Source organism: Desulfoluna sp. CYM3A (genome assembly GCF_056829965.1).
The window spans coordinates 1,882,488-1,908,316 of record NZ_CP186556.1 but is presented as its reverse complement, the minus strand read 5'-3'; the positions used below and the strand labels follow the sequence as shown (position 1 = coordinate 1,908,316).

Below are 25,829 nucleotides of genomic sequence, written 5' to 3'. Positions count from 1 at the left end.
TTTGTCTTTACATATTCCGGCAATTGAAGACCCCCGTAACCATTTGACGATAGACCCCGTCAGAAGAGAAATTCAGGGTGTTTTCCGTATGATCGTCCGGAAAAGGAAGGGCAAAGGCAGTGGGCGTCGGGTAGTCGGCCACGGAACTTTCCGTTCTCGCCACGATGGTTACCCTGATGCTTCGAATGTCATTCAGGTGTTTGGCTTCGGGTGCCCAGGTGGTGCTCCCGCTTTTCAGTACATAGATAAACTGCAGGGTTTCAATATCGTCAGCAATGGGTGCCGCCACCCCGGAAACGGTGCGGACAATGCGCTTTAGTCCGTCGTCTGCAACGAGATCAAATGCCACGGGGATCAGGTTATCCGTTCCTTCTTCAACATAGGTAAAGGTCAACGCACTCTTGGTCGCCCGAGTAAAACCGGGCTGAAATTCACTGACAATATTGCTGCAGTACCCTGCTTTCATCAGCTCCCTGCCCAGGACATAGTGACCGGCTCGCCAATTCTGGCGCATGGCGACAATTTTGTCCTGGGTATTTACCGAGTGCAATTGGCTGATATAAACGGCATAGACCGCCGAGATCACCACAGAGCCGATGGCCAGCGCAATGAGAAGTTCCAGCAACGTAAGCCCGGTGTTCATTGAAAGGGTTGCGGTTGATTGAGGACATTGCCGTTTCTTTCATAATCCCCGCTTCAACTTCACCCCCCCGGCAGCTGCAAGGATCACATTATGAATCTTGACGCCCTCCGTGTTGGTGACGGAGATGATTCCCGAACTGGCAGGAAGCCCTCGGGCGTTAAAACAGGCCTTTTCATCGGGCAATTCCGTCTCCGCGACGGTAATGCCGGACGGCATTTTCCCTTGCTTCACAACGTCCTCCCCGGAGTCTTGAACCAGGTTTCCGTTATCGACAAACACCGTGTACCCACTGTTGCTCCCGGTTGTAAACGCCACGACAACAGATGCATTTTTCGCGATGGCCGTGGAGCGGGCCAGCACCAGCGCCGAGCGAACATCGGCGCTGCCGTTTTTCAACCGGCTGGTTTCAACCCATGCAGCGAACTGCGGTGCAGCCAAAGCAGCAAGAATAGAGACAATCGCCACAGTGACCATCAGCTCTAATAAAGTAAAACCCGTGGTGCCGCCAGTGGCCCTTTCCTCATTCTTAAACAACCCAAACCCATTCATTATAAACGCCTCTCCATCCCGAAAGTATTCCAAGGGCATGCCTTATATTTAATTCGATTATAAAAACAGATATTCACGAGAAACGCACGAAAACTAAGCGTTAAAGAATGTTACTTTGAAAGAAACTTTGTTATTTACCATAACTCAAACCGTCATTACCCATTCGATAGTTCTAAAACTATTATTATAGTCAAACAATTTGTTTGACAATATTTTTCTTACTCAAAAGAGATTCAGATGGCTTACTTAACAAGCCAATGATTGAGTAAATAAATCAAGAGCCGCATATTTCATACGTCTTCGCAGTTAGAAAAAAAAGAAGAAAAAACGGATAGAGACAAGCTCAAGGGTATCGGACAGGCGCACCGGAGCAATGCCTTATTTCTTGCCCGCGTATGGACCATAAAGGAAAGGGACCGGCCAAGGCCGAAGGAACTTCAGGGGTGAAACCACAAAGGTCACGTTTTGGAGAGAAACCAGGCAGACACAGAAAACGCCATAAAAACGGCAGGGCCCCAAGACAATGTTCATGGGGTCAGCCGGATTCACCACGGCCCCGGAGGGCAACGCCTGAGCCTTTGGTGATGGAACATGAAAAACCCGTCTCCCTTGCGGGGACGGGCCACTATATCAACTCAACCGTCACGCGAAACCCATGGCATGAATCGTTTCGCCATACCTGCCTTCGCCGTCAGGTTTCAAGCTGCCCCCCACATTGCTGTTGGGGGCAAACTTGAACCGAGTTGATTACGGTTGCTTTATATACGCTGAATACGAAAGTTGATACCAAGGTGGGAGGGAAGGCAAATCGTTACACGGCTCTACTTGGAAATGAACCGTACCCTTGAGGTTAACCACTTATTAGCACACTACAAGGAATCCACGGCGTGGAGAAGGGCCGTGTTCTCCTCGGCCGTGCCGATGGTGATGCGCACAAAGGGGGTCAGCCCCTCTTTGTTAAAGAAACGCACCAGCACGCCCTGGGCTTTGAGGCCTTCGTAGACGGCTTTGCCGTCGCGGTCCGGGGCCCCTGCAAAGACAAAGTTGGCTTCAGAGGGCAGCACCTTCCACCCCTTGGCGGAGAGGGCCTCGGAGGCTCGCTCGGCCATGATCGGCTGCGGTGTTCGTCAAACCATTCCCGGTCCGCCATGGCGGCCATGCCCGCTTTCTGGGTCAGGGTGTCCACGGGGTAGGAGTTGAAGGAGTCCTTCACCGCATAAAGGGCCCGGATCAGGGCCTCGCTGCCCATGGCCCAGCCAAGCCTGCTTCCGGCGAGGGAGTAGCTCTTGGAGTAGGTCCGCACCACCAGGAGGTTGGGGAACCGGTCGATGAGGGCAACGGCGCTTTCGCCCCCGAAGTCGATGTAGGCCTCATCCACCACCACCACGCGATCTTCTGGCCAGCGCTCCATAAGGCGCGTCACCTCATCCAGAGAAAGGAGCATTCCTGTGGGGGCATTGGGGTTGGGAAAAATAAGCCCGCACCCCTGCTCAGCCAGAAAACGATCGATGTTGACGAGGTAATCCTCGTCCAGGGACACCTTTTTGTAGTCGATGCCGTAGTAGTCGCAGTACACGGGGTAAAAGCTGTAGGTATGTTCAGGGAAAAGAAGGGGCCCCTTCGACGAATCAAAGAAGGCGAAAAAGACAAAGGAGAGGATCTCATCGGACCCGTTGCCAACCATCACCTGCTCCCGCTTGATACCGTGGGTCTCTGCGATGAGGCGGCACAGAGCGTCTGCATTGGGGTCGGGATATCGACGGAGGCTTCCAGATCGCAGAGGGATCGTAGTGCTCGGCCACACCCGGTGCCGGGGCATAGGGGTTTTCGTTGGTGTTGAGCTTGATGTAACTGCGATCCTGGGGCTGTTCGCCGGGAACATAAGGGGTCAGCTTCGTGAAACGTTCGGAGTACATTCTGGTGGGGCTCCCATCTGTCGTCATGGTCGAAAACCTGCCCCGTCAGCCGTCTGGCCAACGGAACAGGTGGTGTCTCGTGCGTTTTAGAGCATCCTTTATAGCACCGACCATACGTCCCGGCAAGGCAACCCCACGGGCGCACGGCCAAAAAGCCCCGGCCCGTCCATTGCCCTGGCCCCCGCGCCCCCATGATTGAAAGAGCAAAGTCTTATCGCTTTTGGATCACATAGGCAAAAAGAGTGCCGTCCTTGCGGGCCACTCCTTTAACATAGACACGGTCTCGACGCTTGAAGCGAGAAAGCTTCGCCTTATTCCCCGACGCATCGAGGAGCTTCGTCTTGGTACGGGTGCCGTCATGGAACCAGGAACCGATCACAAAGGTGGACTCACCGATGAGCATCCACGTGCCGTCGGCCGCGACCTCCATCACTTCCGACTTTTTTTCCACCACCCGCTTATCATCATAGACCCTGGCGTCCGCCCCCGGATCCATTGAAGCAGGCACCTCAAGAACGAGGGTACGGGAATCCCCAGCCCAGGCAAAGGCGGCCGCACCGGCAGTTGCAAGAACCGCCGCCAGGAGAACAACTCCGATTTGTTTCATCATCATGATGTCTCCTAAAGTCTCTGTTTCCAGTAAAAATAATCCACCCGGTCATCCTTGGCAGCATCCCAGCTCATGGGCCCCACCTGGATCTTCGTTCCGTTGAATATGGGTTTGGCGATGGGAAGGTTCCCCGGAAGCTCAGTGGACCGAGTCTTCGGGATCCGCCCCAGGTGGTCACAGCCTTGCCGTCAAAGGCGCTCACCGCGTAAAGGTGCCCGACCCCGCGGGCCCCCGCCCCTGCACACGGATCCGCATCTGAATCCGGCAAGAGCTGCTTTCCGAGGTAGGTGTATAGGTCTGTAAAATACACAACACCTGAATTAACAAGGGCCCTGGAAACCACTTTTTCGTTGGTATTGGGAAGGTTGAGGTACCACCCTTTTTTGGTTTTCAAGACATCTGCGTACGAAGCAGACTCATCGGTGATATTGACCAAGTCGCTGTCCGTCAAGTCGCTGTCCCAGAGGGTGTTCCGAACCCCATAGAACCGGTTTGATTCGGAGCCCAGGGGGTTGGCCCGGTTCCCGGTTCCGAAATAGAGGGTCTCCACCCCGAACACCTCCGCCGGTACCGGCGCATAGAAAAGCTTTCCGGAATTACACGAAAACAAGCGGTTCCGATACGCCCAGGTACCGTCCGGGGCCTTGGCCTCCACCACGCGGCTCCCGTCTCTTACGGTATCCAGCACATCGTCGGCCACCACGAACACCTGCCCTGCCATGTCCCCGGCGTAGACGCGGGTGGTGATGCCGTCGGCGTCGGTATCCACGGCATACAGATCCACGATGCTGTGGGTCATCTTGCTAAAGTTACCATGGTTGACCTTAAGCCCGGTAAAGCTTCCGTCCGAGGCTTTCACGGCAAACAGAGCCCGGCCCATTTCCGGAACGGTGCCGACGCCAGAGCTCGCCTCCTGCTTGACCTGATTGTAGCCCCCGGGCAGGACAAACACTTTGGCATCAGTGGTGGAACTCAGCTTGATACGGCAGTAGGCCGGACGACCCCAGGTTTGTCCCAGGGCTTCGCCCCCTGCCGTTGTCACCTCATATTTCCACTTTGGCTCACTGTACGATGAGATATCCAGGGCGTAATACCTGTACCCGCCCCTGCGTTCCCCCACCAGACGCATTGTGAAAACAGAGTGGTACCGCTCATGAGGCTGCCGTAGGAGACAGAAGGAGACCCGTCCACATAGTAATCGTAATTGTTGTCCGACAGACGATCCAGCCGATCCAGCTGTCCCGGCGGAACAAAGGCCCAGAGTTCTTCCCCGTTGGCGTCGTTGATGGCCCGGAACAAGCCGTCGTTGGAGCCAAAGTAGATCACCGACGAGGTGGTGGAGTAATGCACCACAACGGGTTCGGAGTGAATGATGAAACCGATGGGCCACCGTCCATGAACGCCCTCCTTCACTGCGGTAATGGCATCGGTGGTTACCCCGAGATCCAGCAAATCAGAATTGGAGGCATCAAACCGGTTGGCAATGTTTGTCAGGCTCTTTTCACTGCCCCCCGTAGAACGCAGCAAAATTTCGCGGGAAGTCTGTTCCTGAACTCCAGCGAGCTGCCTCCTTTCCCCCTTCAACACATCGGCGCCGTCGCTTGTCGCCTGTGTCCAACTAGGGACCCGCCGTCTCTTCATGGTGCCGTCTGTGTTGACCGCGTTGTTGCCCAAGGCATCCAGGACATCGCCAGACTCGGAGAGGGTATACTTCTTGAGGTTACCTTTCCAGTCGCCAGCCTGAACGGGTTTGAAAAAGGCAAGGTACGGAGTCGGCTTCTGCCGTCCGGTATCCCGGTTTACCGGCACCACCGGAGCCACGAAGGTGGAGGACTCTTCGTACTTGGTGCTGATGATCTGCTGAAGCTCTCTTCAAATCCGAAGCCCTGGAGGCCGTATGGAGACTCTACTGCTCAATGGCCGCCCGGTTGAGCAGGTGATCGAGAGGAGAAAAACCCGATGGTGTGGGTGATGACATTCTGCTTGGCAAAAGAGGTTCCCGTCCCCATGGAGCTCACCAGGTCCTCGTTGTAAAGGAACATGGCCACGTCATCCAGGAAATCGGTGGTCCCGTAGTAGGAGTCGTCCGAGGGGTAACGATGGACACTTCCGTCGGCGTTGAGATCCCGGCCATCGTTGTCGTAGTCCCCGATGGTCTTGCCCATGTACTTGTTGTTTCCGTAGAGGAGGCTGGACTCGTCGCAGGTGGCCTCTCCATCGGTAAAAAGGATCACGTAGTTCTTCTGGCAGGAGTACTCGATGGGGCTGACGTAATTTGAGCTGGTGTGGCTGAAGTAGCCAGTCTTTCCGGCGAAATAGAGCCCGGCCTCGGCAAGGGCTTCGGCAAGGGGGGTGCCGCCATTGGCTGTGAGGTCATCGACTTTGGAGGAGATGACCGAATCGTCCGTGCCGCAGGAAGAGATGATGTATTCTCCGTTGCAGCTGTTCAGCTTCATCAGACCAAAACGGACCCCGGTGGTCTCGGCGAGGAGTTCCCTGACCACATCCTGAGCAATTTCCAGTCGTGCTCCAGGTCGCCACGGGCCGCTCCAGAAAATTCCTGTAGTTGCCGATGCGCATCCATGTTTTCCACTGTCGCCGACCCGGAGCGAACTGCCACTTTCTGCGTACCCGACGCTCAACAGGGTTGCCTCGATGGCGTCGTTACCGATGTCGTCCACATCATTGCTGTACCACTTCCAGCGAGAACCGGACTTGAAATAGACAGCCCTGCTCGGATGCGAACCCGAGTAGGCCGTGTCCGGATCATACGTATCGCTGACGCCGTCGGAGGGGGCACTGCCTTCGACGGTCTCAGACATACTGCCCGAGGTGTCGAAAATGATCAGCACGTTGGGCTCAATGGTCACGGACTGGGTGCCGTAGATGGCAATATCGTCGGCCAGGGCGGTCAGGGGGCAGGTGAGAACCAGCCAACACAAGATGAGAGCATGCCTGAATTTCATTGTTTCCTCCGTGGGATCAAATTCCCTGCAAATGTTCCACTTTAACCAGCTCTTCCTGCATATCCACGCCGCACTGAAGAACCACGCCCGTCAGCGACGCCTTGGGATTGGCGGCACTGTAAACCGTGGGATCGATGGCTGTGGCGGTGACAGCATACCGCCGCGTGCGGTACACGCCCTTTTCAGAGCCCTTGGGCGCCGGCCCGATATGGGCCACGGAAGGAATGTCGTCGGCAGACGCCGACAACGTGCTTGCCTGCTTGTTGGCCAGCAGCACAATGGCACGCACCTCGATCCAGGCCACGGGATCCCCCGCATCGTTTGTCACCGGAGAGGCAAATTCAACCCCGGCGTTTCTCGGATCGCGGTCCCTTAATGGTAGATGGGTGGAATCCTTCAGGTAAAGCCGGTTCCCGTCCGAGTCCGCCTCGTTGGCATAGATCCGGTCAAATATGGCCACAGCATCGAACAGGCCCGCTTCCGCGTTATAGAAATTACGTTTGCTCACCCTGTCGTTGCCGGCAATCTTCAACTCCGTGACGGAGCTGTTCATGGCCGATATGCAAATAACGGTCACCAGCACAAGAAGCACCAGAACCACGAGCAGGGCACTGCCCTCCTCTCCTGAGGGGTGTACGCCCCGTTTTATGCCCTTCGTCATGCACCCTCCTTTCCGCGCCAGAGGTTTGTGAATGATATGGATGTTCAATGCATTGTCCTCACCACCACCTGGGAGACCCGATGCGTTTTCCCCTCTTCCGTCCAGAGCACCGTGAGGTTCACGGTCTTGCTCATTTTGTCCGAGGCATCGGTCACGACCCAGTTGACGGTATACCCGTCGGCGGTGGCCGTATGCATGTCTTCCGGCGTGTCCGGGTCGTTTGCGGCCAGGTCGCTGTCAACGGTCTCTTCCGTCCACACAGCGCTCATGATCTGCTCCACGCGGTCGCTCGCATAATTGGCGGCTTCCGTCATGGAGCGGGCCTGGGCATTTGCCTTCATGGCATGGACCTGCATCAGGGCAAGTCCCAGAAGCCCCACCAGCAGAATAACCGAAGCCACCATCACCTCAATGAGGGTCATGCCCGCCTCGTCCTGTCCAATGGAAGTGCAGCGCACCGGTTTCGTCATTGGTCTATCCCCCGATTTCTGCAGCGCACCGTTCGCCTCAGGAGGCGACGCCGATACCCGTCATTGTATGGCCCCCACGTACTGGTGTAGCCCCTGTACGTTACACTGTTGGAAAAACCCGAATCTTTGGTCCGGCTGCGCGCCAGAAGCGCCATGCGCACGGCAATGACACGTTCTCGATCCGTTGGGACGGAGACAGTGCTTCCGTCGTCAAGCACGTAGTTGAACTCCAGGGCCTCCATGTTTTCCCCCACAACAACCCGGCTCGTTCCGACGACACGCACCAAATCCTGATCGCCGTCTCCGTCTTCGTCGTTCAGGGTGTAGCTGATGGTTTCAAGGGTCATGGGCAGGGCGGCTTCGCCCGCTTCGTCGGTGTCCCCGTCCCCGTCGTCGTCCACGCCGTTGGCTTCCGCCTCAACCGAGGTGGTGAAAGTCAACGTGGAGGCCGTTGCAGCCGTGATCCCCGCATCGGTCGTTCCCTCGGGGTCGTAGCCCGCCATGCGGATATCAGAGCCCATCATGACCATGGCAGCCCTCAGGTTCTGCTGAATGTCGAGGACCCGTTCCTGGGTCAACCGGGTTTGAACCTGGGTGTTATAGAAAAAATACGCCGCTGCAACGATAATCACGGAAATTGCAACAGCCACGAGCAATTCGAGAAGTGTAAAGCCCTTCCGGCAGGTCATCGCGTTCATCCTGTGCATCCTTACATCATTTCAACCCGGCTGTTGCCGGCGCTGTTGAGAACCACGCGCACCGCTTTGCCGTAAACGTTCGTCATTCGGACCTCACCGTTTCGTCCGGTGGTGAGCCCCCGGCTGTCAAAGTGGGTTTTCAGTTTGTCCAGGGTTCCTGTTCCCCCCAAATCAAACCGGGCACTGCCGATGGTGACCTGATTCGAGAGGCTCCCGGAGGCAATAACCTTTTCGCCGGTGTCCTGGTCCCTGTCCCCGTCTTCATCCACAAAGGCGGCGTAAGTCCCGCTGGGCCCCGTGCCCTCGGAAAAGGCGACAACCACATTGCCCCCCACCTTGATGGCCTCCAGCCGAGCCAGCTGAAAAGCCGAGTGGATGCTCCGGACAGATGCGGAGAGTCGCTGGGACGCGGCCCACTGCTTGAGTTCCGGCGCGGCCAGGCCTGCAAGGACCGTGATAAGCCCCACGACCACCATCAATTCCAGCAGGGTAAACCCCTTATTATTATCCATATGTATTTCCTCGGCCGAAACGACCCTGAGATTCCGAATAACCGACGCCCAATAAGATGAAACGTTTCCAAAGTTTACTTATTAGCCGGTCGGCCCAACGGCTTGAAGCAGAGAGGATCATTGAAATTTTTGACTTAATTCACAAACTCACGCGCAAAGCGTGATCACAGTGCCCAGGCTGATTCGTTGCCGGCGACAAAAGCCCTGTAAAGGCTAATCTTACGTTGAGTCACCATTTATAATTCTACATTTCTAAAATTATCACTATCTCGTAATAAGTCGTTTGACAACACTTTTTTTAAGTCGCAGGGAACAAAAAAAGGCCCACGGTAAGGAAAACCTTTCCGAGGGCCTTTTACTTGTCTGTTTTATTGCATAATCTATCAGGGAGATGTCACCCAAAACCCCTGAAAAACATTGTCTGAACCCACATCCTGATTCACGGCCGTAAGGAAAAGATAGTCGTTCAGCACAAACGGTTGTTTCGCATTAAGTAAAGGACGTCCGTAATAGTCCAGCACCGGTCCCAGGGTTGCCCCGCGAGCTTTATAGAGGCACCGTTTCCCTTCCACGGGGTGATCCGCCAGAAAGTAGAGAGCATCGCCAACGGTTCGCAGGGAACTGACGAGTCCTGTGATCTCCCCGGGTGCCAGGGACGAAAGAGGGGTTGCCTGAAGGCTCCCGGCCGGGAGCTGCCATATGCCCCGGCTCCCCGATACATCGGCAATCACCCACAAGAGCCCCCCGACACCGCAGAGTTCGTCGGGGTTGATCAGGCCACGGTCCTTGCTATCTGCGGGAACGGTCACGGTGTTGTCCGAAACGGAGAATCGAATGAGGCGATGCTCGGCCTGCCCTTCAGGAAGGGCGGAAAAATAGATCAGATCCCCGGTGCGATGATAGTTCTCCGGTGCCTGAAGGACGCCTTGGGGGCTTTCCAGGGGATCACCGGCCTCGCTTTGGCCAGCAGCCAGCAGCCAAAGGCGCGAAGGCCCCGAGCCTCCGGCGACCTGGGCGGCAAAAAGCAAAGATCCCTCCACAGGGTACAACGCCTCAGGGTTTTCGACCCCGAGGACCCGAGCCACCTCACCGCTGCTCTCCCGAACCCGCAGGTCCCCGCCAACCCTGAAGAAAACCCGGTCTCCCGCTGTGGCAAGGGCAAGACCGGCATCGGAGCCTTCCACATACGGCCCCACCACCACGACGTCATCGTTTTCGTCTGTGACGGTCTCGGTGCTGTCCTTGGTTCCGGAGGTTTTCCAGAGTTGCCACTCGTCGCTTTTAACGGCAAGGAAAAAGACCGCATCCGGGCCCGCCGCGAAAAAACGGGGCGAGACAACCGTCTCTCCGTTGCGATCCGTCAACCGCTCGGTGGACTCCAGGGTCCCGCGGGTGACCCACAGGGAGCGGCCGTTCTCTTCGTCCCGGGCCGAAAAATAGAGGCGATCGTCATGGACAAACAGCCCTTCAGGGGCGCTGCCCCCGTAGCCGGGAAAGATATCCGCAAGCACCTCCACCCCACCTTCGGCGTTGAAGGTAAAAAGTTCGCGTCCGTACTCTCCGGAGGTGCCCACCATAACGGCCCGTCCCCCCACGCGCACCATCTGGTCCACATCGGGGTCCACATAAGGGTTCAGGTTATCCGTCAGTCGGGTGCCCGCCTCTGTGCCGTCGCTCTGCCAGAGTTCGCTCCCTCGGACGCCGTCATCGGCCCGAAACCACAGGGTGCCGTCCAGGTTTTTCAACATCTCGGGGTAACTCCCTTTTTCACCGGCACGGATATCCCGGAGCCTGAAGGTGGTGTTAACCTCGCCTTCGCTGAACCAGAGTTCCTTATCGAATGCCCCCTCCTCGGCGGGAAACATCACCCCGCCACCAAAGGGGACCATGGGGCCGATGCCGCTTCCTGCCTCTCCGGACCGGATATCCCGGACAAGGACGGTTCCCTCTTCGGTGCCGTCGCTCTTCCAGAGTTCAAATCCTTCTCCTTGGGTTTGTGCCTTGAAATAGAGCACGCCGTTTGACCCGGCAAGTTGGGCGGGCTGGCTCCCCAGGGACGGCTCCGTCAAGATGTCCTTCACGCAGACCGTGCCTTCACCGGTGCCGTCACTCCGCCAGAGTTCCCGGCCATGTTCCATGGTATCAGCGGCGAAAAAGAGAGTGTCATCGGCCACGGCAAACCCGCCGGGCGCACCGGAAGCTCCCCCCGGAGCGATCTCTTTGAGCAGGGCAGGCCCGGCGTCCCCGTCCACCACCCACAACTCCGACCCATGTCCGGCCAGGGTGGCTCGAAAATACAGGCAGCTCCCGAACACAACCATTTCCTTGGGGCTCCCGGAGGCGTCTCCGGGGTTGATGTCCAGCAAAACGGCGTTGGTGCCCTCCACCCGCCAGAGTTCTCGCCCGGCATCGGAGGTGAATGCGGAAACATAGAGGCGACCGTTGTACGCCGTACCGAACTCGGGGTTCTGCAGCGCCCCCTCCCCTTCGGCCCGAGTCACTTCCTCGGCAGCACTTGCATCATCTCCCTGCCGCCACAGGGTGACCTCTTCTTCCACGGTGCCGTTGGCAGCAAAATAGAGGGCCTCCCCCACGGCCGTAAGGTAAGTGGGGACACGGCCAGGAACCGGCTCGTCATCGTCGTCCTCACTGCCGGGGGCGGGCGCTTCCGGCCCTGCCAACCGGGGTGCCTGACCGGCCCTCATCACCCACAGCGCCCTGCCGTGTGTGCCGTCATCGGCGGAAAAATAGAGGCACGGGCCACACACCGTGAGTTCCATGGGCAAACTGCCCTTGTCCCCGGCATGGATGTCCGCCACCTGCTCAGCCGGAGCATTGCCCTGTTTACGCCACAGCTCCCGGCCATACGCCGGGGAGTAGGCTGAAAAATAGACGGCCCCTTCAAAGGCCGTGAACCCGTCGGGGGAGCTGTGGCGGTCCAGGGCACCGTCAAAGGGAAGCATCCGGGTAGGAAAGGTATGAAACGACCACTCCTTGGAAGCGGCAAGGCTCTCCCCATCGTCGTTGAGTGCTTCCACTTTCCACGTGTAGGTCGTGTTGTCGGACAGCTGGAGCGGGCGATAGGACTGAGCCGTTGTGGACAGGGTCATCACGGTCTGTTTGATTCCGTCCACCTCCGTAGATACCGTAACCCCCCACCGGGACTCCCCTTTGGTTTTGCTGGGACTCCAGGCAAGGGAAAACTCTTTGTTGAGAAGCGTGGCACCATGGACCGGTGACTCCAGGGACACCTCGTCAGAACTCCCGACGGGATCCGATGTCCCCGAGGACCCGCCGCTGCTTCCACAGGCAGCCACTGCCAGGGACATCAAAAACAACACTCCGAATCGTAGGATGAAAGCCATGGTTATCTCCGGAAATGGGGAACAGGTAACGGGCAAAATCAGAACAGGGACGCCACACAACAAACACTAAATCTATTACACAAACAATGTTCGCGAACAAGACAAAAAGAAACAGTACTCTTCCACAAGGAAAACCCGCACCATTGACCATTCATAAAGTTCCCCGCCCGTTGGACATGACAAAGAAACGTCAAAACCCACTATCCTGTTGTGTCTTGCCCGTTTTCACAGAGGAAGCGAGTCTTCTTTTTCTACTTTTTTAAAGCAACAAGTGTTGAATTTTTCATCTAAAAATGTATGATATTTAAAAACAACGAGCCCACCGGTACCACAACACCATGACTGCGACCCGTGTTTGTCGGGGCCGAGGAAAAACCATGCAACCTTCACTGTTTTCCCGAGCCCTGCTCTCCTGCGATTCCTGACCACCCCTTTGGAAAGGAGCACGTTGATGTCAACACCCCGTGGAGTCACACCAGACGCCTTCGACAGTCCCGCCGATTCCCTCAGTTGCCTTATTCCCCGCCCCGCCGATACACCGCCGGATCGGTTTCCCTTCTGGAGAGCCGTTGCTTCCAGAGACGGCACCCGACTTGCCATTCCCATGCGCACCGAACCTGAGGAATGCTGCCTCTACACCTTAAGCATCGACAAAACCGAACCCGACATCTCAGAACCCTTTGTCTCCATCACCGACCTGAGGCCCATGGGAAACCGCGACTTTGCCTACCTCTGCCAGGGCGACGAGGGCTGGACCGCCGTTGCCGCTTCAACCCCCTGGCAGCTCACCGCGGAAATCGCCTGGAACCTTTCGGTCACCGACCAGGACACAACGGCCTGTGAAACCCAGGACCAACGACGCTACACCCCGGTCGTGGACGACACCCCCTGGCCGGAATCCTACGAAAACACCATCTCCCTCACCCTTGCCGAAACAGGCTCACGGTCCGCCGCTGTGGTGCAGACCGCCCCCATTGCCGAAGGCGACCTGGAAACTTTTCTCTCCGGGTGCTTCACCCTGGCAACGGACCAGGGCGCCTGGGCCGGTCGCTACGTAGGGGCCTTCAACCCGGTCCTCTCTGCAGACGGAGCCCTGAGCGCCGTGGATGTACGCCTCAACCAGTACGACTACACCATCTGCGTCAACGACCAGTGCTGGGGAGAAACCTGGCCCTCGGTCTGGGCCCCGGTGGTCCACCCGGAAGGAACCATGGTGTGGGCACCGGTGAAAAGCCCTGAAGGGTGGATCCTGGCCTGTGACGGGGAGCAAGCATGGCCGGAGACCTATTTTCAGTTATGGGAGGTGGCTCTCTCCCCGGCAGGGGACCGCATTGCCGCCATCATCGCCCCGGACTTCGGCAAATGGGCCGTGGTCCTGGACGGCACCCCCTGGAAAACAAAAGTGGACGGATACCTCGCCAAACCCGTGTTCAGCCCCTGCGGAACCCGCCTGGGCTGCTGCGGCCACCACCGCGGCAAAGCCGTCATCCTGGTGGACGACCACCCCATGGGCAATGGGTTCGACACGGCATGGGACCCCATCTTCAGCCACCACGGAAACCATGTGGCCGCCAAGGTCAAACGGGGTGCCTCCAGTTCTCTTAGACGGCATGGAGGTCAAGCGCCCCTACATCTGGATGGCCCCCCCCGCCTTTACCCCGGACAGCAAGCACCTGATGATCTGCGGCATTGAAAAACAAGGCCCCGAGTATCGCTACACACGGGAGTTCATCGTCCTTACATAAAATCGGAGTGATCGCCATGCACTACACCCTCTACGCTTTCATGACCGGCATCGGATTCCAGGCGGCGCTCACGGTCTGCCTTATCGGAACCGCACTGAAGCTCATCCTTTTTTTCAAGCGCGCCGCGCAAAAGGACAGGGCGTTCTTCGCCTTTTACTCATGGAAATACGCCGGGCGTTCCATCCTCTTTCACCTTATCCCCTATGTCAGCCGGACCACCCGCACGCACCCGGTGATGACCGTGGCCACCACCGCCTTTCACATGGCCATCCTCACCCTGCCCTTTTTTTACTCGGCCCACGGGGTCCTCCTGTCGGACAGCAGCTTTTTCCGTCTGCCCCGCTACCCGGAGGCGGTCTCGGACGTGTTGGCCGTCATCGCCCTGTGCGCCCTGCTCTTCTTCCTGGGCCGACGCCTGTTCCTGCGCGCGGTGCGCTACATCACCACACCTGCGGACCACATGCTCCTGGCTTCACTGATAGCCCTGGTGCTCTCCGGCCTCTGGGCCCGATTTCAATGGCCGGGATTCCTCTGGGCCTCCCTCATCCACATGACGGCAGGCAACCTCATCATCGCCGCCATCCCCTTCACCCGACTGAGCCACATCTTCTACATGCTCATCACCCGCGGCTACGCCGGATCCGAGTTCGGCGGGGTGCGCATGGCAAAGGACTGGTAACATGACCGAGACGACCCAACGCCTGTTGGCTATCATGGACGACGGCATTGAAGCCGGGTTGGCCCGATTTGATGAAAAGAGGGTCAAAGAAATCATCCGCACCGTCATCCACAAGGAGGCGAGCCCTCGCCTGGACGCCTACCTCTCCACCTGCGTCCACTGCGGGCTCTGCAGCGAAAGCTGCCACTACTACCTTTCCCGAGACAAAGACCCAGCCTACTCACCGGCGGGCAAAGTCAAAAAAAGCCTGCTAGCCCTGACCCGAAGCAGGCGCATCACGCCCGAAATCCTGAAAGAAGCGGCCATCGTGGCCTTCACCCACTGCAACCTCTGTCGCAGGTGCACCCTCTACTGCCCCTTAGGGGTGGACATCGCCTACCTCATCGCCATGGTCCGGCGCATCTGCTTTCTCTGCGGGGTGGTGCCCCACTACATTCAGGACACGGCCAACAGCCACTCCGCCACCTTCAACCAGATGTGGATCAAAAACGACGAGTGGCTGGACAGCCTCTACTGGCAGGAAGAGGAAGCAAGGGAAGAGCTGCCCGACCTCACCATCCCCGTGGAGCGCGAAGGGGCGGAGATCATGTACTCGGTCATCGGCCCGGAGCCCAAATTCCGCGCCCAGCTCATCTACCAGGCCGCAGTAATCATGGACAGAGCGGGCATCAGCTGGACCTATCCGGGCACCCGGGGCTGGGACAACAGCGACATGTGCATGTACACAGGGGATTACGAGATGATGGGCAGGCTTAAAAAAGCCCACTTCGACACGGCCATGCGCCTCAAGGTCAACCGCATCGTCATGGGCGAATGCGGCCACGCCTTCCGCAGCGTCTACGACACCGGAAACCGGTACCTCGGCTGGAAAACCCCGCCGGTCCCGGTGGTGCACGCCGTGGAGTTCTACCACGAGATCCTCACCGAAAAACGAATCACCATCAAAAAGAAACTCGACACTCCCGTGACCTTCCACGACCCCTGCAACATCGTGCGGGGCAGAGGGCTCCATGAGCTGGCCCGGGAGGTCACCCGCATGTGCTGCACCACCCTCATCGAGATGGAACCCAACCGGGAGCACAACTTCTGTTGCGGCGCAGGCGGCGGGGTGATCAACTGCGGCCCCAACTTCAAAAACGAACGGGTCCTGGGCAACCGGGCCAAGGCCGAGCAGCTTATGGAGGCCAAAGCCAAAGGGGCCGACACCGTCATCACCCCCTGCCACAACTGCCACGGAGGCCTTGAGGACATCATCCACCACTTCGGCATCGACATGAAGATCAAGTTCCTCAGCGACATCATCTACGAAACCATGGAGATCTGACGATGACCCGACTTCTCACCCCCTGCCTTCTGGCACTCGCCCTGGCCCTTGCCCTTACCGGCGCAGCCTTTTCCTCCGTCCTGGAAGAGAGCGTGGACGCCCCCCGCACCCGTCCCCTCTCCCGGTTCGATCACGACACCCACAATGAAGCCGCCGACCTGGAAGAGTCCTGCGCCCTCTGCCACCACCTCTTTGATGACGAGGGAATGCTCCTCCCGGACGAAAGCTCGGAAGAGACGGCCTGCCGGGAATGCCATGATGACGCGGCCAAAGGCGTCCCCAAAACAGAAGCCGCCTTTCACAACCGGTGCAAGGGCTGCCACCTCTCCGTAAAATCCGGCCCCATCACCTGCGGGCAATGCCATGCAAAAGATCAACCTTGAAAAAGGGGCCTCCGGCGGCCCTGCCGGGGGCTAAACTTTTAAAAAGTTTAACAAACAGGTTTTAAAAACAGATTCAGGCCAATCATAATAAAAGGCGCATTCGCAACCTGATTTCGAGGTGTTTTCGCTATCGTGGTTTCACAACCCTTTCCGCCGGAGTTATTCCGGTTAAAGTCAAGCGAATCCCAAAAATTCTTCAGCGTGTTTTTAGAAGAATGAAATGGGCTTCTCCTGCAAAGACGGTTGCCAGATGTTACACATCACGCGAATGCCCCGATAACGCAGGTAGAATGGCTACCTCCATGCATTCGCCTCAGGGTTTCAAGGTGCCCGCACCTTGCCGCCGGAGGCTTGCTTTTGAGCCCGACGTTGACCATCGAATCCATTCCACGTGATGGGCTGTCCCTGCATATACCCCCATGGCCCCTTTCCCCTGCCTGTAGTTTGCGGTTGAACCCCGGGCTGCCCAAAGAGTATAACCATACGGGCGTAGCAAACCATGAGGCCCCCGCATCGCCCTTGCCAATCGCCGTCTTCCCGGGCGCCTCGCCATACCTTGCCGTATAAGGAGCCCTGCATGGAATCACGCGTTCACGAACTCATTGACGCCCTGGATCTCGTCCCTCACCCCGAAGGCGGGTACTACCGGGAGACCTACAAATCGGACCTCTTCTTCGACGCCATGGACGAAGACGCCTCCTTTCCGGGGCGGCGCAGCACAGGGGCCGCCATCTACTTTCTCCTGGAAGGCAGGGACATCTCCCGCATGCACCGCATCAAGGCCGACGAGCTCTGGCACTTCTACGAAGGCACGACCCTCACCGTCCATGTCATCCACCCCGAAGGGACCCTGGAAGACATTCGCTTAGGTGCCGACATCGCCCGGGGCGAAACATTCCAGGCCCTTGTCAAGGCGGGCTGCTGGTTCGGTGCCTCCCTTGAAGGGGAAGGCCACGCCCTGGTGGGCTGCACCACCCACCCCGGTTTCGAGTTCGAGGACTTTGAAATGGCCGAACGAGACGACCTTCTTTCCCAGTGGCCCGAGCACGAGGCGGTAATCCGTAAACTCACGCCATAGCATCCATGATGACTCCTTTTGAAATCCACCTGATTGTCCATGGAGAGATCGGCTGGTTCCTCACGCGCAGGAACAACACGGCCGACCTTCGCCTGGTGCGGGACAGGCGGGCCTCCCTCAAGGACACCCTGGAAGCCCTTGGCCTGCCCCACACCGAGGTGGGCCGCCTTCTCGTAAACAGGGCGGAGATGGGGTTCGATCATGTACCGATGCAGGACTGCCGCGTGGACGTTCACCCTGTTGAACCGCCCTTAGACGTCACCCGACCAACCCAATTACGGCCCGAGGCCTGGGACAAAGTCCGCTTTCTCGTGGACGACAACGTGGGACGGCTCGCAGGCCTCCTGCGTGCCGTAGGCGCGGATGCCCTGCATGTCCGTGGAACAACGGATTCCGACCTTGCCGCCCGCTGCGAGGCCGAACGCCTCATCCTCCTCACCCGGGACCTGGGGCTGCTGAAACGCAAAAACATCCTTTTTGGACGATACATCCGGGAGACGAACCCCTACCGGCAGCTCAAGGAAGTTCTCACCGTCTTCGGCCTGACCCCACCCTACGATTTTTTCTCACGCTGTTTTCTCTGCAATTGCCCCCTTAAGCCCGTGGAGAAAGAGATCGTCTCCCACCGTCTCAAGGCGGAAACCCGCAGGTACGTCTCCGCCTTTTCCACCTGCCCCTCCTGCAAACGGCTTTACTGGCACGGCCCCCACGTCCGGCGTATGCTCGGTAAAATGGCCGATGCAGGCATCGATGTCTCCGGGGCAGGCACCGGCCCCGGAAGGTGAACGCCCCGCGAAGGCTGAAGAGAACCATCAGCAAAATTTATCGTTTGAATGCCAAGAATTTCGACACGTTAAAAACCCACCGATATTTCATCGTTCCCAATCCTCTTTTCCCTTGATTTTTCTCCCCACACCCCCTATTTAACCAAGCTCTTTTCCCAAAAATGAACGATCGCCACGGGCATGGTCCTCATTGCGAAGGCCATGCCCGTTTTGTTGTACCCCTGTGGCACTGATGCGCAGAAGCGAAAGAGAGATTGATGGTTGACCTGATCAAACGAAGCACGAGCAGCGTAAAAAACGATGTCACCTCCGGACTCACCGTGGCCCTGGCCCTGGTGCCCGAGGCGGTGGCTTTTTCCTTTGTGGCCGGAGTCGATCCTCTGGTGGGGCTCTATGCCGCCTTTATGGTGGGCCTTGTCACCTCCATTTTCGGCGGTCGGCCGGGCATGATCTCAGGGGCCACCGGCGCCCTGGCCGTGGTCATGGTCTCCCTTGTCCGGGAGGGCAACGCCCTGGGTCTTGCCATGGCACACCCCGTTGCCAACATGGGGCTGAACTACCTCTTTGCCACGGTCATCCTCATGGGCCTGATTCAGGTGGCGGCCGGGACCTTTAAACTGGGAAAATTCATCCGCCTCATTCCCCATCCGGTCATGCTGGGCTTTGTCAACGGCCTGGCCATCGTGATTTTCCTCTCCCAGCTCAACATGTTCAAGACCGTTGACGCAGGTGTCTCCCAGTGGATGCAGGGCCAGGACCTCATCACCATGGTCTCCCTGGTGCTTGCCACCATGGGCATCATGATCCTCCTGCCCAAGCTTACCCGAAAAATCCCGGCGGCCCTCACCGCCATTCTGGTGATCACCGCGGTCACCGTCTCCATGGGCCTTGATGTGCCCACCGTGGGCTCTTTTATCCGCGACGGCGGAGGCGAAGGCCTCAAAGGAGGGCTTCCCGTCTTCCAGGCCCAGATCTTCAGCCTCATCCCCCGGAACATGGAGACCCTTAGGTTTATTCTCCCCTATGCCGTCATCCTGGCAGGCATCGGTCTCATCGAGTCCCTTCTCACCCTCAACCTCCTGGACGAAATCACCGAAAGCCGTGGCAACAGCAACCGCGAATGCGTGGCCCAGGGCGCGGCAAACATCGTCACCGCCCTGTTCGGGGGCATGGGGGGATGCGCCATGATCGGCCAGTCCATCATCAACGTCAATGCAGGCGGCAGGGGGCGCCTCTCCGGCATCACCGCCGCCCTTGCCCTGCTCTGTTTCATCCTCTTCGGGTCGGCCTACATCGAGCAGGTTCCCATTGCGGCCCTTACCGGCATCATGTTCATGGTGGTCATCGGCACCTTTGCCTGGTCAAGCCTTCGCATCATGCACAAAATTCCCAAATCAGATGCCCTGGTGCTCATCTCGGTGTCCGTGCTCACCGTGGTGTTCGACCTGGCCGTGGCCGTCTTTGTGGGAATCATCATGTCCGCCCTTGTCTTCTCCTGGGAAAGCGCCCTGAGAATCCGTGCCCGCAAGCGAATAAAAGAAGACGGCACCAAGGTGTATGAAATCTGGGGGCCGCTATTCTTCGGTTCCACCAAAATGTTTGTCTCCAAGTTTGACGTTAAAAACGACCCCGACCAGGTGGAGATCGATTTTGTCGAATCCCGGGTATCGGACTACTCCGGCATCGAGGCTATCTCCGGCATCGTTGAAAAATACCACAAGGCGGGCAAAGAGGTCCGACTCAAACACCTGAGCACGGACTGCAAAAAGCTCCTCAACAAAGCCGACGACAAATACCGGTCCATTATCCTGGAAAAAATCGATGACCCCAGGTACCACGTGGTGGCCGACCCCAACGCCTTTCACTAATAAATTACGAGGTGAGCCACCTCGAAAGCATATTGCCATTGCGCTTTGCCCTTCGTTCCTCAGGCCAAAGCGCAATGGCCTTCGGCTCGGGCTACGCCCGACATAAACGCTGATGGTTTGTGCGGACTGACTCACAAGTTTCGAAGTTTCAGGGATTACGTTGTTGCCGATAGTCCATTATCGATGTAACCGCAATGTCTCCGGCGGCAAGGCGAGGCCAACGCATGTAACAATTCAGTTGCCCTAACGGGTCGCTGTGCACACCCAAAAAACGAAGCCTGTTTGTCAAACTTTCCAAAAGTTTTGCCCCCGGCAGGGCCACCGGAGACAAAAATCTAAATGCGTTGGCCCTGGCCGGCAAGATGAACCACCTTGACAACAGATTTTGGATTCGTTTGGGCCATCGGCGTATTTGTCTCCCCCCGCTCCCCCTTATCTCCTGGAGCGTCGCACTCCTGTGCGGCACAGGTAACGACGGACTAAAAAGCCGCACCGGAGTGCGGCGCTCCGTCGGTGGATCTTTCTCGATTTTTTTGAAGCTCGCGGCCCAAACGGTAACCAAAGCCCAAACGCCATTCAAGAAGGGCTATCAAGACCTGTTTATGTTTTTTTAAAAGCTTAGCCTCCGGCAGTGCTGCCGGAGGCATTGGCTGAGTCGAACCCTTTCCCCTGCCTCTCCCATCCCGAAAATGTTCCACCCCGCCTGAATGTTTGTAACTTCCCGCCTTCCGCGAACGAATTATTCATACAGAGAACATCGTTCTTACAAACAAACACAAAACCATAAGGAACCATCCCCATGCGAACGAACCGATGGTTTGCCGTGGCAGGGGCCCTGATTGTCCTGTGGGCCACGGGCTGCGGCTCCGAAGACGAAATGGAAGGGGTAAACATCCAGAAGAACGAGGCCTCCGGCTTTACCCTCATGGACATTTTCGAAGGCGAAGGCGCCCTTGAAGAGGCATGGGATGCCATCGACGGAGAGATGGTCAACGAGCTCTTTGCCGACACGGTAAACGACAACCCCGAGGCCTTCGTCATCTTTGCCTCAGGGGTTGACGACCTCATGACCGTCAACCCCACCCTCATGCCCGACATGTGCGGCAAAGACACCCGGGGCCTCCTGGGCGTCCTCATGGCCCCCTCCCCCGACCACAGGACCGCCCAAGGGCTGGAGACCTTTTATTCGGGAGCGAGGAGACCGCGACGCCGCGCGGGCCTTTTTCCGGTTACCTGGACGATCTTTCAACGGACGTCCCCCTCCGGGACGAAGGGTATACCAACCAGATATTCGCCAGCATCCTGGGCTACTGGCGGGATACCGACACCCCCGAAGAGTTCCTCGACGACCTCCGGGACATGGTCGATACCATCACCGACCCGGACTTCGACGAGGACTTCCATGATTTTTCACGGATCATCGGGAAAACTCCTCATCCGGTCCGACTACCCCATGTGGAAGAATGCCGACGGCACCCTTCTCAACTGCCGGGAAATAGACCCCATGGTCCACGAAAACATGGGGATGGGTAATGTCGTGGCCGGGGTCCATGCCCTGCTAAAAGGCCTTGACGAGGTTATGGGTGATGAGCAGGCACGCCTTTCGATCCATCAAATGATCAACGGGTTGGGGGAGATCTTTGATCCGGGCATCGACACCCCCCGAATGATCCGGAACCTCCTCTGCGGCATCAAAGTCACCGCCTCACCAGGGGGTGAGGTTTACGAGGCTGACGCCACATACCACAGGCATGACGGGGAGATCTACTCCGATGCGGAACTCGGCATTGGCCTGCGGGAGGTGTTTCCCTACCTCATGCAGTATTTCCTGCGAGCCGACAGGGAGATGGGCATGATTTCCGATCTCTTCGGCAACACCCCCTACCCCCTTGGGATCCTCTCCCAAAACCTCCACACCATGCAGTGGGACATCCCGAACGCCCGCATTGAGGAGTCTCTCTACGACATGCTGCGATACGACCTCTGGGGCAGGGACCGCATCACCGACCCCGAGGCCTTCCACACCTCGTTCCTTGAAAACCTGATGTTCTTCGCGGCGTTAGGGGCCCACACCCACTACTTGAGCAGACGGGGGCAAGACAGGGGAAATAACGGACAGCGGCAACCCCAACTTCGACCACGGTCACGGGAAAGGGTGCGGCACCCTCACCGTCAACGACACCCTCTTTGCCATGACCACCCACAAAACCCTGGGCATGGGCATGTACGACATCGCCCTGCAATCCAAGGATTACAACTACATGTTCCGGGGTCGTGCGCCCTTTTATGCGGACGGGCCGGAGATGGACGATTATCGCTTCCGCTACGACCAGAACTACCCCATCGGCCTGATGGTGGCGGGCACCCCAGGGGACATGGGCTCTCAACAAGGGGGCAGACCCAGGCTGGAGGAAGACGGCACCCCGGTACTCAACGGTTATCGCCCCTACGGAGCCACCGGAGTGGAAGACGACAACATCGCCCTCAACACCATGAGCGCGTCGGTTCGCGCGGCATGGCATGCGGAAGGCCCATACTACTATGCCCCCGAGACCCCGCAAACCGTCACCTTCCACAATCGCACCTGGCAGGTCACCCACACCCCCGGGGGCCTTGTGTATGCCTGGATCCACAAGCCCTCTGCAGACCCGGCCACCTGGGAGTACCTCTACCCCGCCCAGTTTGAAGGCCAGACCATGGAAGAGCAGGCAAGCCTTGCCGTGCAGTACGGTGTCCCCACCCACGCCCTCTTCACCTCGGACATCGACCTGAAAGATGGAATCGACAACAGCATCTGGACAGGAAGAAAGCTGGAGATCCTGCTGGGCCCCGACCGCAGGGCCACCATAGACTTTGATAAAAACCAGAAATACTTCCGGAACGACATCGTCTCCATGATCAACGAGGCCTTTGGCGAAGCTGTCTGCTTTCCCCACGACGAGGGCGACGGGGAATACCTTCATATTGTCAGCGACTGCGGCCCCATCCACCTGGACAACGCCGCCTACAACCCCCTGGGGGCTTACTTTAAACATGGCGCGGGGCTCCTGGACGATGTCGACGTGGCTGTCGAAGCATTTCGGGTCTCAGGGGACGCCACCGTCTCCATAGCCGTGGACAGCGCCCCGCCCGTGCCCGTTTCCTTTGAAAACCCCTCCCGGACCTGGACCGCCGACATGATCCTGGACCGGCTGCGTGGCCAAGGGCTCACGGTCCGCCCCTTTGGAACCGGCATCGAGATCCTCGGGGCCAGCCCTGACCCCAGCATCGGACGCATTGACATCACCGATGTGTCGGGACAAGGCGTCATCGATTTCGGGGGCGCCTGCGTTTCCACTGTCACTGGCTACATCCATCGCATGGAGCATTACAAGGACGCGTGGCGTTCCGACTACTACCTGGGAAAACTGGGCGGCACCTACTACACCGTGGGCTACGACGCATCGGGGAACCTTACCATGCCCGAGGTGCAACCGGGTGAGGAGGCGGGGGCCCTCATTGTAAACGAGCTCATCGGCGACAACGACCCAGTGCGGGAGTGCGCCAGCCATGAAGAGGCCCTCTTCCGGAACTACCAGTTCTTTTTTGCCGAACGGAAATTCGTGCTGGTCATGCCCATTCACGTCACCGTCCTGGGGTCTGAAGCGGCCTTTATCTTCCAGGTGATGGAGGCCAACGGATACACAGGGTTCATGAACGGCCGCAAATACCTGGGCAACCAGGTGTGGGCAAAAAAACGAGCCCACGGCCCATCCGAGCTGCCCGGGGACTACCGCATGTGCATCCGGGTGATCAGCGAGGGGCTCATCGGGAGCATCGCCGTCACCGAAGAGTCGGTCTACAACGACACCATCGACTGCGGCGTGGCTTTCAACGCCATTTTTCCCCACAACTCACCGGTTATCTACCGCATGGGCTTTCCACGGGCGCCCCTGATCTGCCACGGCACCGACGCGGAGGGCAACCCGGTCACCGACGCCCTGGTGGGCTCCCGTGAATTCGAGGTGGGCGACGAGATCTGGCAAAATCGCAACGCGATGCTGGTGATCCTCCAGGCCCTGTGGGGCAGCCTGCATCGCCACACCGAGGTGGGGTACGAGTCCACGCGGGGCGGGATGCTCTCCTTCTTCGACATGATGGCCTACCTGCTGAAACCCCTGTTCTACTACCAGAAAGACGCCGGCCAGTGGCCGCGTGAATGCTGGAAACCGCGACTGATTGAAGGCCGTGATTTTCTTTATCCCAGTGCGGGCTTTTACGACGATCAGCCCATGGACACATGGTACGGAAGTGAAGAAGAGCGCGGGTACTACCGCCCGGCAAAGGTTCAAACCCTTATCACCCTGCTCACGGACAGTGATCCTTACGGAGAGATAAACCCGGACGGCACGCCCCTGCGGTGCGACGGGCTCCTTGCCAGGATGACGGAGTACGACCTGGAAAACGGACCTGCCCGCTCTCGCCTCCTCACCGGACTTTTTGCCTTTCTCCAGCGCCTGGGCGATCCCGCCTTTGACGACGCCTCCTCTCCCGCCTGCGCCGACGAAACAAACGCCGCCTGCGAGCGGTGGGGCCCCAGGCGGGATATCCTCTTCGGCCTGGAGCAGATCGTCAGCGCCGTCCGCATGACCAAGGCACCGGCCACGGCATTAAACGAAACCAAAAACGTCCCCATCGTCTTTCCGCCCTGGCTCTTTGCCCAGGGGGACCTGGACGCCCCGACTCACCTTCGGGAAGAGGACCTTCTTCTGGACTGGGGCATCGACCTCATTGTGGGGAAAGACGAAACAGAGGAAGAGGAGGGCCGGGGCCTGGCCGACTACCCGGACGACAAACTCACCGACGCGGACTGGGATGAACTCTACGACACCGTCCACCTGCTGGAAGGGATCCTCCACCCCGGCAGCCCCCACAGCATCACCGGCAACCTTCTGGGGCTCCTTGACTCCGTCATGGCAAAGCCCACCCCCTGCGACAGCTTCGAGCTTGCCGGGACCCTCTACGCCCTGGGGCGCCTGTTTGCGCGCTACGATGCCGAAAGAGGCCAATGGATCCACCAGGGCGACGAAGGATTCGACGATCTCTACAGACTTCTCAAACACAGGTTCCCCGAGATCCACGCCATTTTGGACGACGACACCGGAACAACCTACCACGCCTTTCTGGTTATCCTTGCCGACCTGCTCAAGGAAAAAGGGCTGGTGGAGTGCCTTGTGGACGATGTCACCATCCCCTCGGGCTGGGACAAGATCCTCACCGACCTGTACGCCTTCCTGGGCAAGCCCGTCATCACGGAACACGACCCCTTCTGGTCCACCCTGGCCTCTCTTTTAGGCGACCTGGCACATGCCGTGGACCTGGCCCGGGACGTCACGCTCCTGTGGGATGTCTATGAAAAGTACGGCCTTCAGGTAAACAATTCGGAGCACGCTGCCTTCTATGGTTTTGATGAAAAAGCGGCCTCCGGCGGCGAGGTGAGCCACCTCGAAAGCTGATTGCCCTTGCGCTTCGTCCCTCGTTCCTCGGGCCTAAGCGCAAGGGCCTTATTCTGGCTTCGCCCGGTAGAAAAGCGGATGG

21 protein-coding genes and 1 pseudogene are annotated in these 25,829 nt (G+C 58.2%); 8 read left to right on the top strand and 14 right to left on the bottom strand.

Translation table 11 applies throughout. The features are described from left to right. Window positions 1–7: 7 nt before the first annotated feature. The 13 genes and pseudogenes from ACOYW1_RS09835 to ACOYW1_RS09775 all read right to left on the bottom strand — a co-directional run bounded on the left by ACOYW1_RS09835 (window position 8) and on the right by ACOYW1_RS09775 (window position 12,390). Window positions 8–643 carry a prepilin-type N-terminal cleavage/methylation domain-containing protein gene (locus tag ACOYW1_RS09835; protein WP_482422650.1) on the bottom strand — a complete coding sequence of 212 codons (636 nt, stop codon included), beginning with the start codon at window positions 641–643 and terminating at the stop codon, window positions 8–10. A gap of 39 nt (window positions 644–682) precedes the next feature. Next, on the bottom strand, window positions 683–1,192 hold the full coding sequence (locus tag ACOYW1_RS09830) for a GspH/FimT family pseudopilin (RefSeq protein WP_482422649.1): 510 nt from the start codon (window positions 1,190–1,192) through the stop codon (window positions 683–685). 869 nt (window positions 1,193–2,061) lie between these two features. After that, window positions 2,062–2,301 (bottom strand): aminotransferase class I/II-fold pyridoxal phosphate-dependent enzyme, encoded by a 240-nt coding sequence (locus tag ACOYW1_RS09825; protein ID WP_482422648.1) that lies wholly within the window; start codon window positions 2,299–2,301, stop codon window positions 2,062–2,064. Between the two features lie 14 nt (window positions 2,302–2,315). Then, window positions 2,316–3,011: pseudogene (locus ACOYW1_RS09820) on the bottom strand (pyridoxal phosphate-dependent aminotransferase); the annotation flags it as partial. A 308-nt stretch (window positions 3,012–3,319) separates the two neighbouring features. Further along, window positions 3,320–3,721 (bottom strand): hypothetical protein, encoded by a 402-nt coding sequence (locus ACOYW1_RS09815; RefSeq protein ID WP_482422647.1) that lies wholly within the window; start codon window positions 3,719–3,721, stop codon window positions 3,320–3,322. Between the two features lie 67 nt (window positions 3,722–3,788). Continuing rightward, window positions 3,789–4,760: a hypothetical protein gene (locus ACOYW1_RS09810; protein WP_482422646.1), complete on the bottom strand. Its 972-nt coding sequence runs from the start codon at window positions 4,758–4,760 to the stop codon at window positions 3,789–3,791. After that, window positions 4,757–5,539: a hypothetical protein gene (locus tag ACOYW1_RS09805; RefSeq protein WP_482422645.1), complete on the bottom strand. Its 783-nt coding sequence runs from the start codon at window positions 5,537–5,539 to the stop codon at window positions 4,757–4,759. The genes ACOYW1_RS09810 and ACOYW1_RS09805 overlap by 4 nt, the downstream gene beginning before the upstream one ends. Before the next feature lie 92 nt (window positions 5,540–5,631). Continuing rightward, complete coding sequence (locus ACOYW1_RS09800) at window positions 5,632–6,684, bottom strand: vWA domain-containing protein (RefSeq protein ID WP_482422644.1); 1,053 nt, start codon at window positions 6,682–6,684, stop codon at window positions 5,632–5,634. 16 nt (window positions 6,685–6,700) lie between these two features. After that, window positions 6,701–7,345: a PilX N-terminal domain-containing pilus assembly protein gene (locus ACOYW1_RS09795; RefSeq protein WP_482422643.1), complete on the bottom strand. Its 645-nt coding sequence runs from the start codon at window positions 7,343–7,345 to the stop codon at window positions 6,701–6,703. A gap of 44 nt (window positions 7,346–7,389) precedes the next feature. Then, window positions 7,390–7,815 (bottom strand): type IV pilus modification PilV family protein, encoded by a 426-nt coding sequence (locus tag ACOYW1_RS09790; protein WP_482416555.1) that lies wholly within the window; start codon window positions 7,813–7,815, stop codon window positions 7,390–7,392. Beyond that, entirely contained in the window at window positions 7,812–8,513 is a 702-nt protein-coding gene (locus tag ACOYW1_RS09785) for a PilW family protein (RefSeq protein WP_482422642.1), read from the bottom strand. The genes ACOYW1_RS09790 and ACOYW1_RS09785 overlap by 4 nt, the downstream gene beginning before the upstream one ends. A gap of 11 nt (window positions 8,514–8,524) precedes the next feature. Continuing rightward, a complete protein-coding gene (locus ACOYW1_RS09780) occupies window positions 8,525–9,025 on the bottom strand; it encodes a GspH/FimT family pseudopilin (protein ID WP_482422641.1) in 501 nt (166 codons plus the stop codon). Window positions 9,026–9,408: 383 nt separating this feature from the next. After that, window positions 9,409–12,390, bottom strand: coding sequence for a hypothetical protein (locus ACOYW1_RS09775; protein ID WP_482422640.1), 2,982 nt, complete (start codon window positions 12,388–12,390; stop codon window positions 9,409–9,411). A gap of 451 nt (window positions 12,391–12,841) precedes the next feature. Here ACOYW1_RS09775 and ACOYW1_RS09770 point away from each other — a divergent pair, with 451 nt between their 5' ends. From ACOYW1_RS09770 to ACOYW1_RS09740, 7 genes are all read left to right on the top strand, one after another. Further along, complete coding sequence (locus ACOYW1_RS09770) at window positions 12,842–14,083, top strand: hypothetical protein (RefSeq protein WP_482422639.1); 1,242 nt, start codon at window positions 12,842–12,844, stop codon at window positions 14,081–14,083. Between the two features lie 68 nt (window positions 14,084–14,151). Beyond that, entirely contained in the window at window positions 14,152–14,814 is a 663-nt protein-coding gene (locus ACOYW1_RS09765) for a TmcC family electron transfer complex membrane anchor subunit (protein ID WP_482422638.1), read from the top strand. 1 nt (window position 14,815) lies between these two features. Continuing rightward, on the top strand, window positions 14,816–16,138 hold the full coding sequence (gene tmcB, locus ACOYW1_RS09760) for an electron transfer complex ferredoxin TmcB (protein WP_482416561.1): 1,323 nt from the start codon (window positions 14,816–14,818) through the stop codon (window positions 16,136–16,138). A gap of 2 nt (window positions 16,139–16,140) precedes the next feature. Beyond that, window positions 16,141–16,521 (top strand): cytochrome c3 family protein, encoded by a 381-nt coding sequence (locus ACOYW1_RS09755; RefSeq protein WP_482422637.1) that lies wholly within the window; start codon window positions 16,141–16,143, stop codon window positions 16,519–16,521. A 577-nt stretch (window positions 16,522–17,098) separates the two neighbouring features. Then, window positions 17,099–17,599, top strand: a complete 501-nt coding sequence (locus tag ACOYW1_RS09750) for a cupin domain-containing protein (protein WP_482416563.1) — start codon at window positions 17,099–17,101, stop codon at window positions 17,597–17,599. Between the two features lie 5 nt (window positions 17,600–17,604). Next, on the top strand, window positions 17,605–18,384 hold the full coding sequence (locus ACOYW1_RS09745; RefSeq protein ID WP_482422636.1) for a Mut7-C RNAse domain-containing protein: 780 nt from the start codon (window positions 17,605–17,607) through the stop codon (window positions 18,382–18,384). A gap of 257 nt (window positions 18,385–18,641) precedes the next feature. After that, window positions 18,642–20,252, top strand: a complete 1,611-nt coding sequence (locus tag ACOYW1_RS09740) for a SulP family inorganic anion transporter (protein ID WP_482422635.1) — start codon at window positions 18,642–18,644, stop codon at window positions 20,250–20,252. Window positions 20,253–21,497: 1,245 nt separating this feature from the next. Here the strand turns inward: ACOYW1_RS09740 and ACOYW1_RS09735 are convergent. Further along, window positions 21,498–21,656 carry a hypothetical protein gene (locus tag ACOYW1_RS09735; protein ID WP_482422634.1) on the bottom strand — a complete coding sequence of 53 codons (159 nt, stop codon included), beginning with the start codon at window positions 21,654–21,656 and terminating at the stop codon, window positions 21,498–21,500. A gap of 788 nt (window positions 21,657–22,444) precedes the next feature. Here ACOYW1_RS09735 and ACOYW1_RS09730 point away from each other — a divergent pair. Beyond that, entirely contained in the window at window positions 22,445–25,747 is a 3,303-nt protein-coding gene (locus tag ACOYW1_RS09730) for a hypothetical protein (RefSeq protein WP_482422633.1), read from the top strand. Window positions 25,748–25,829 lie beyond the last annotated feature (82 nt).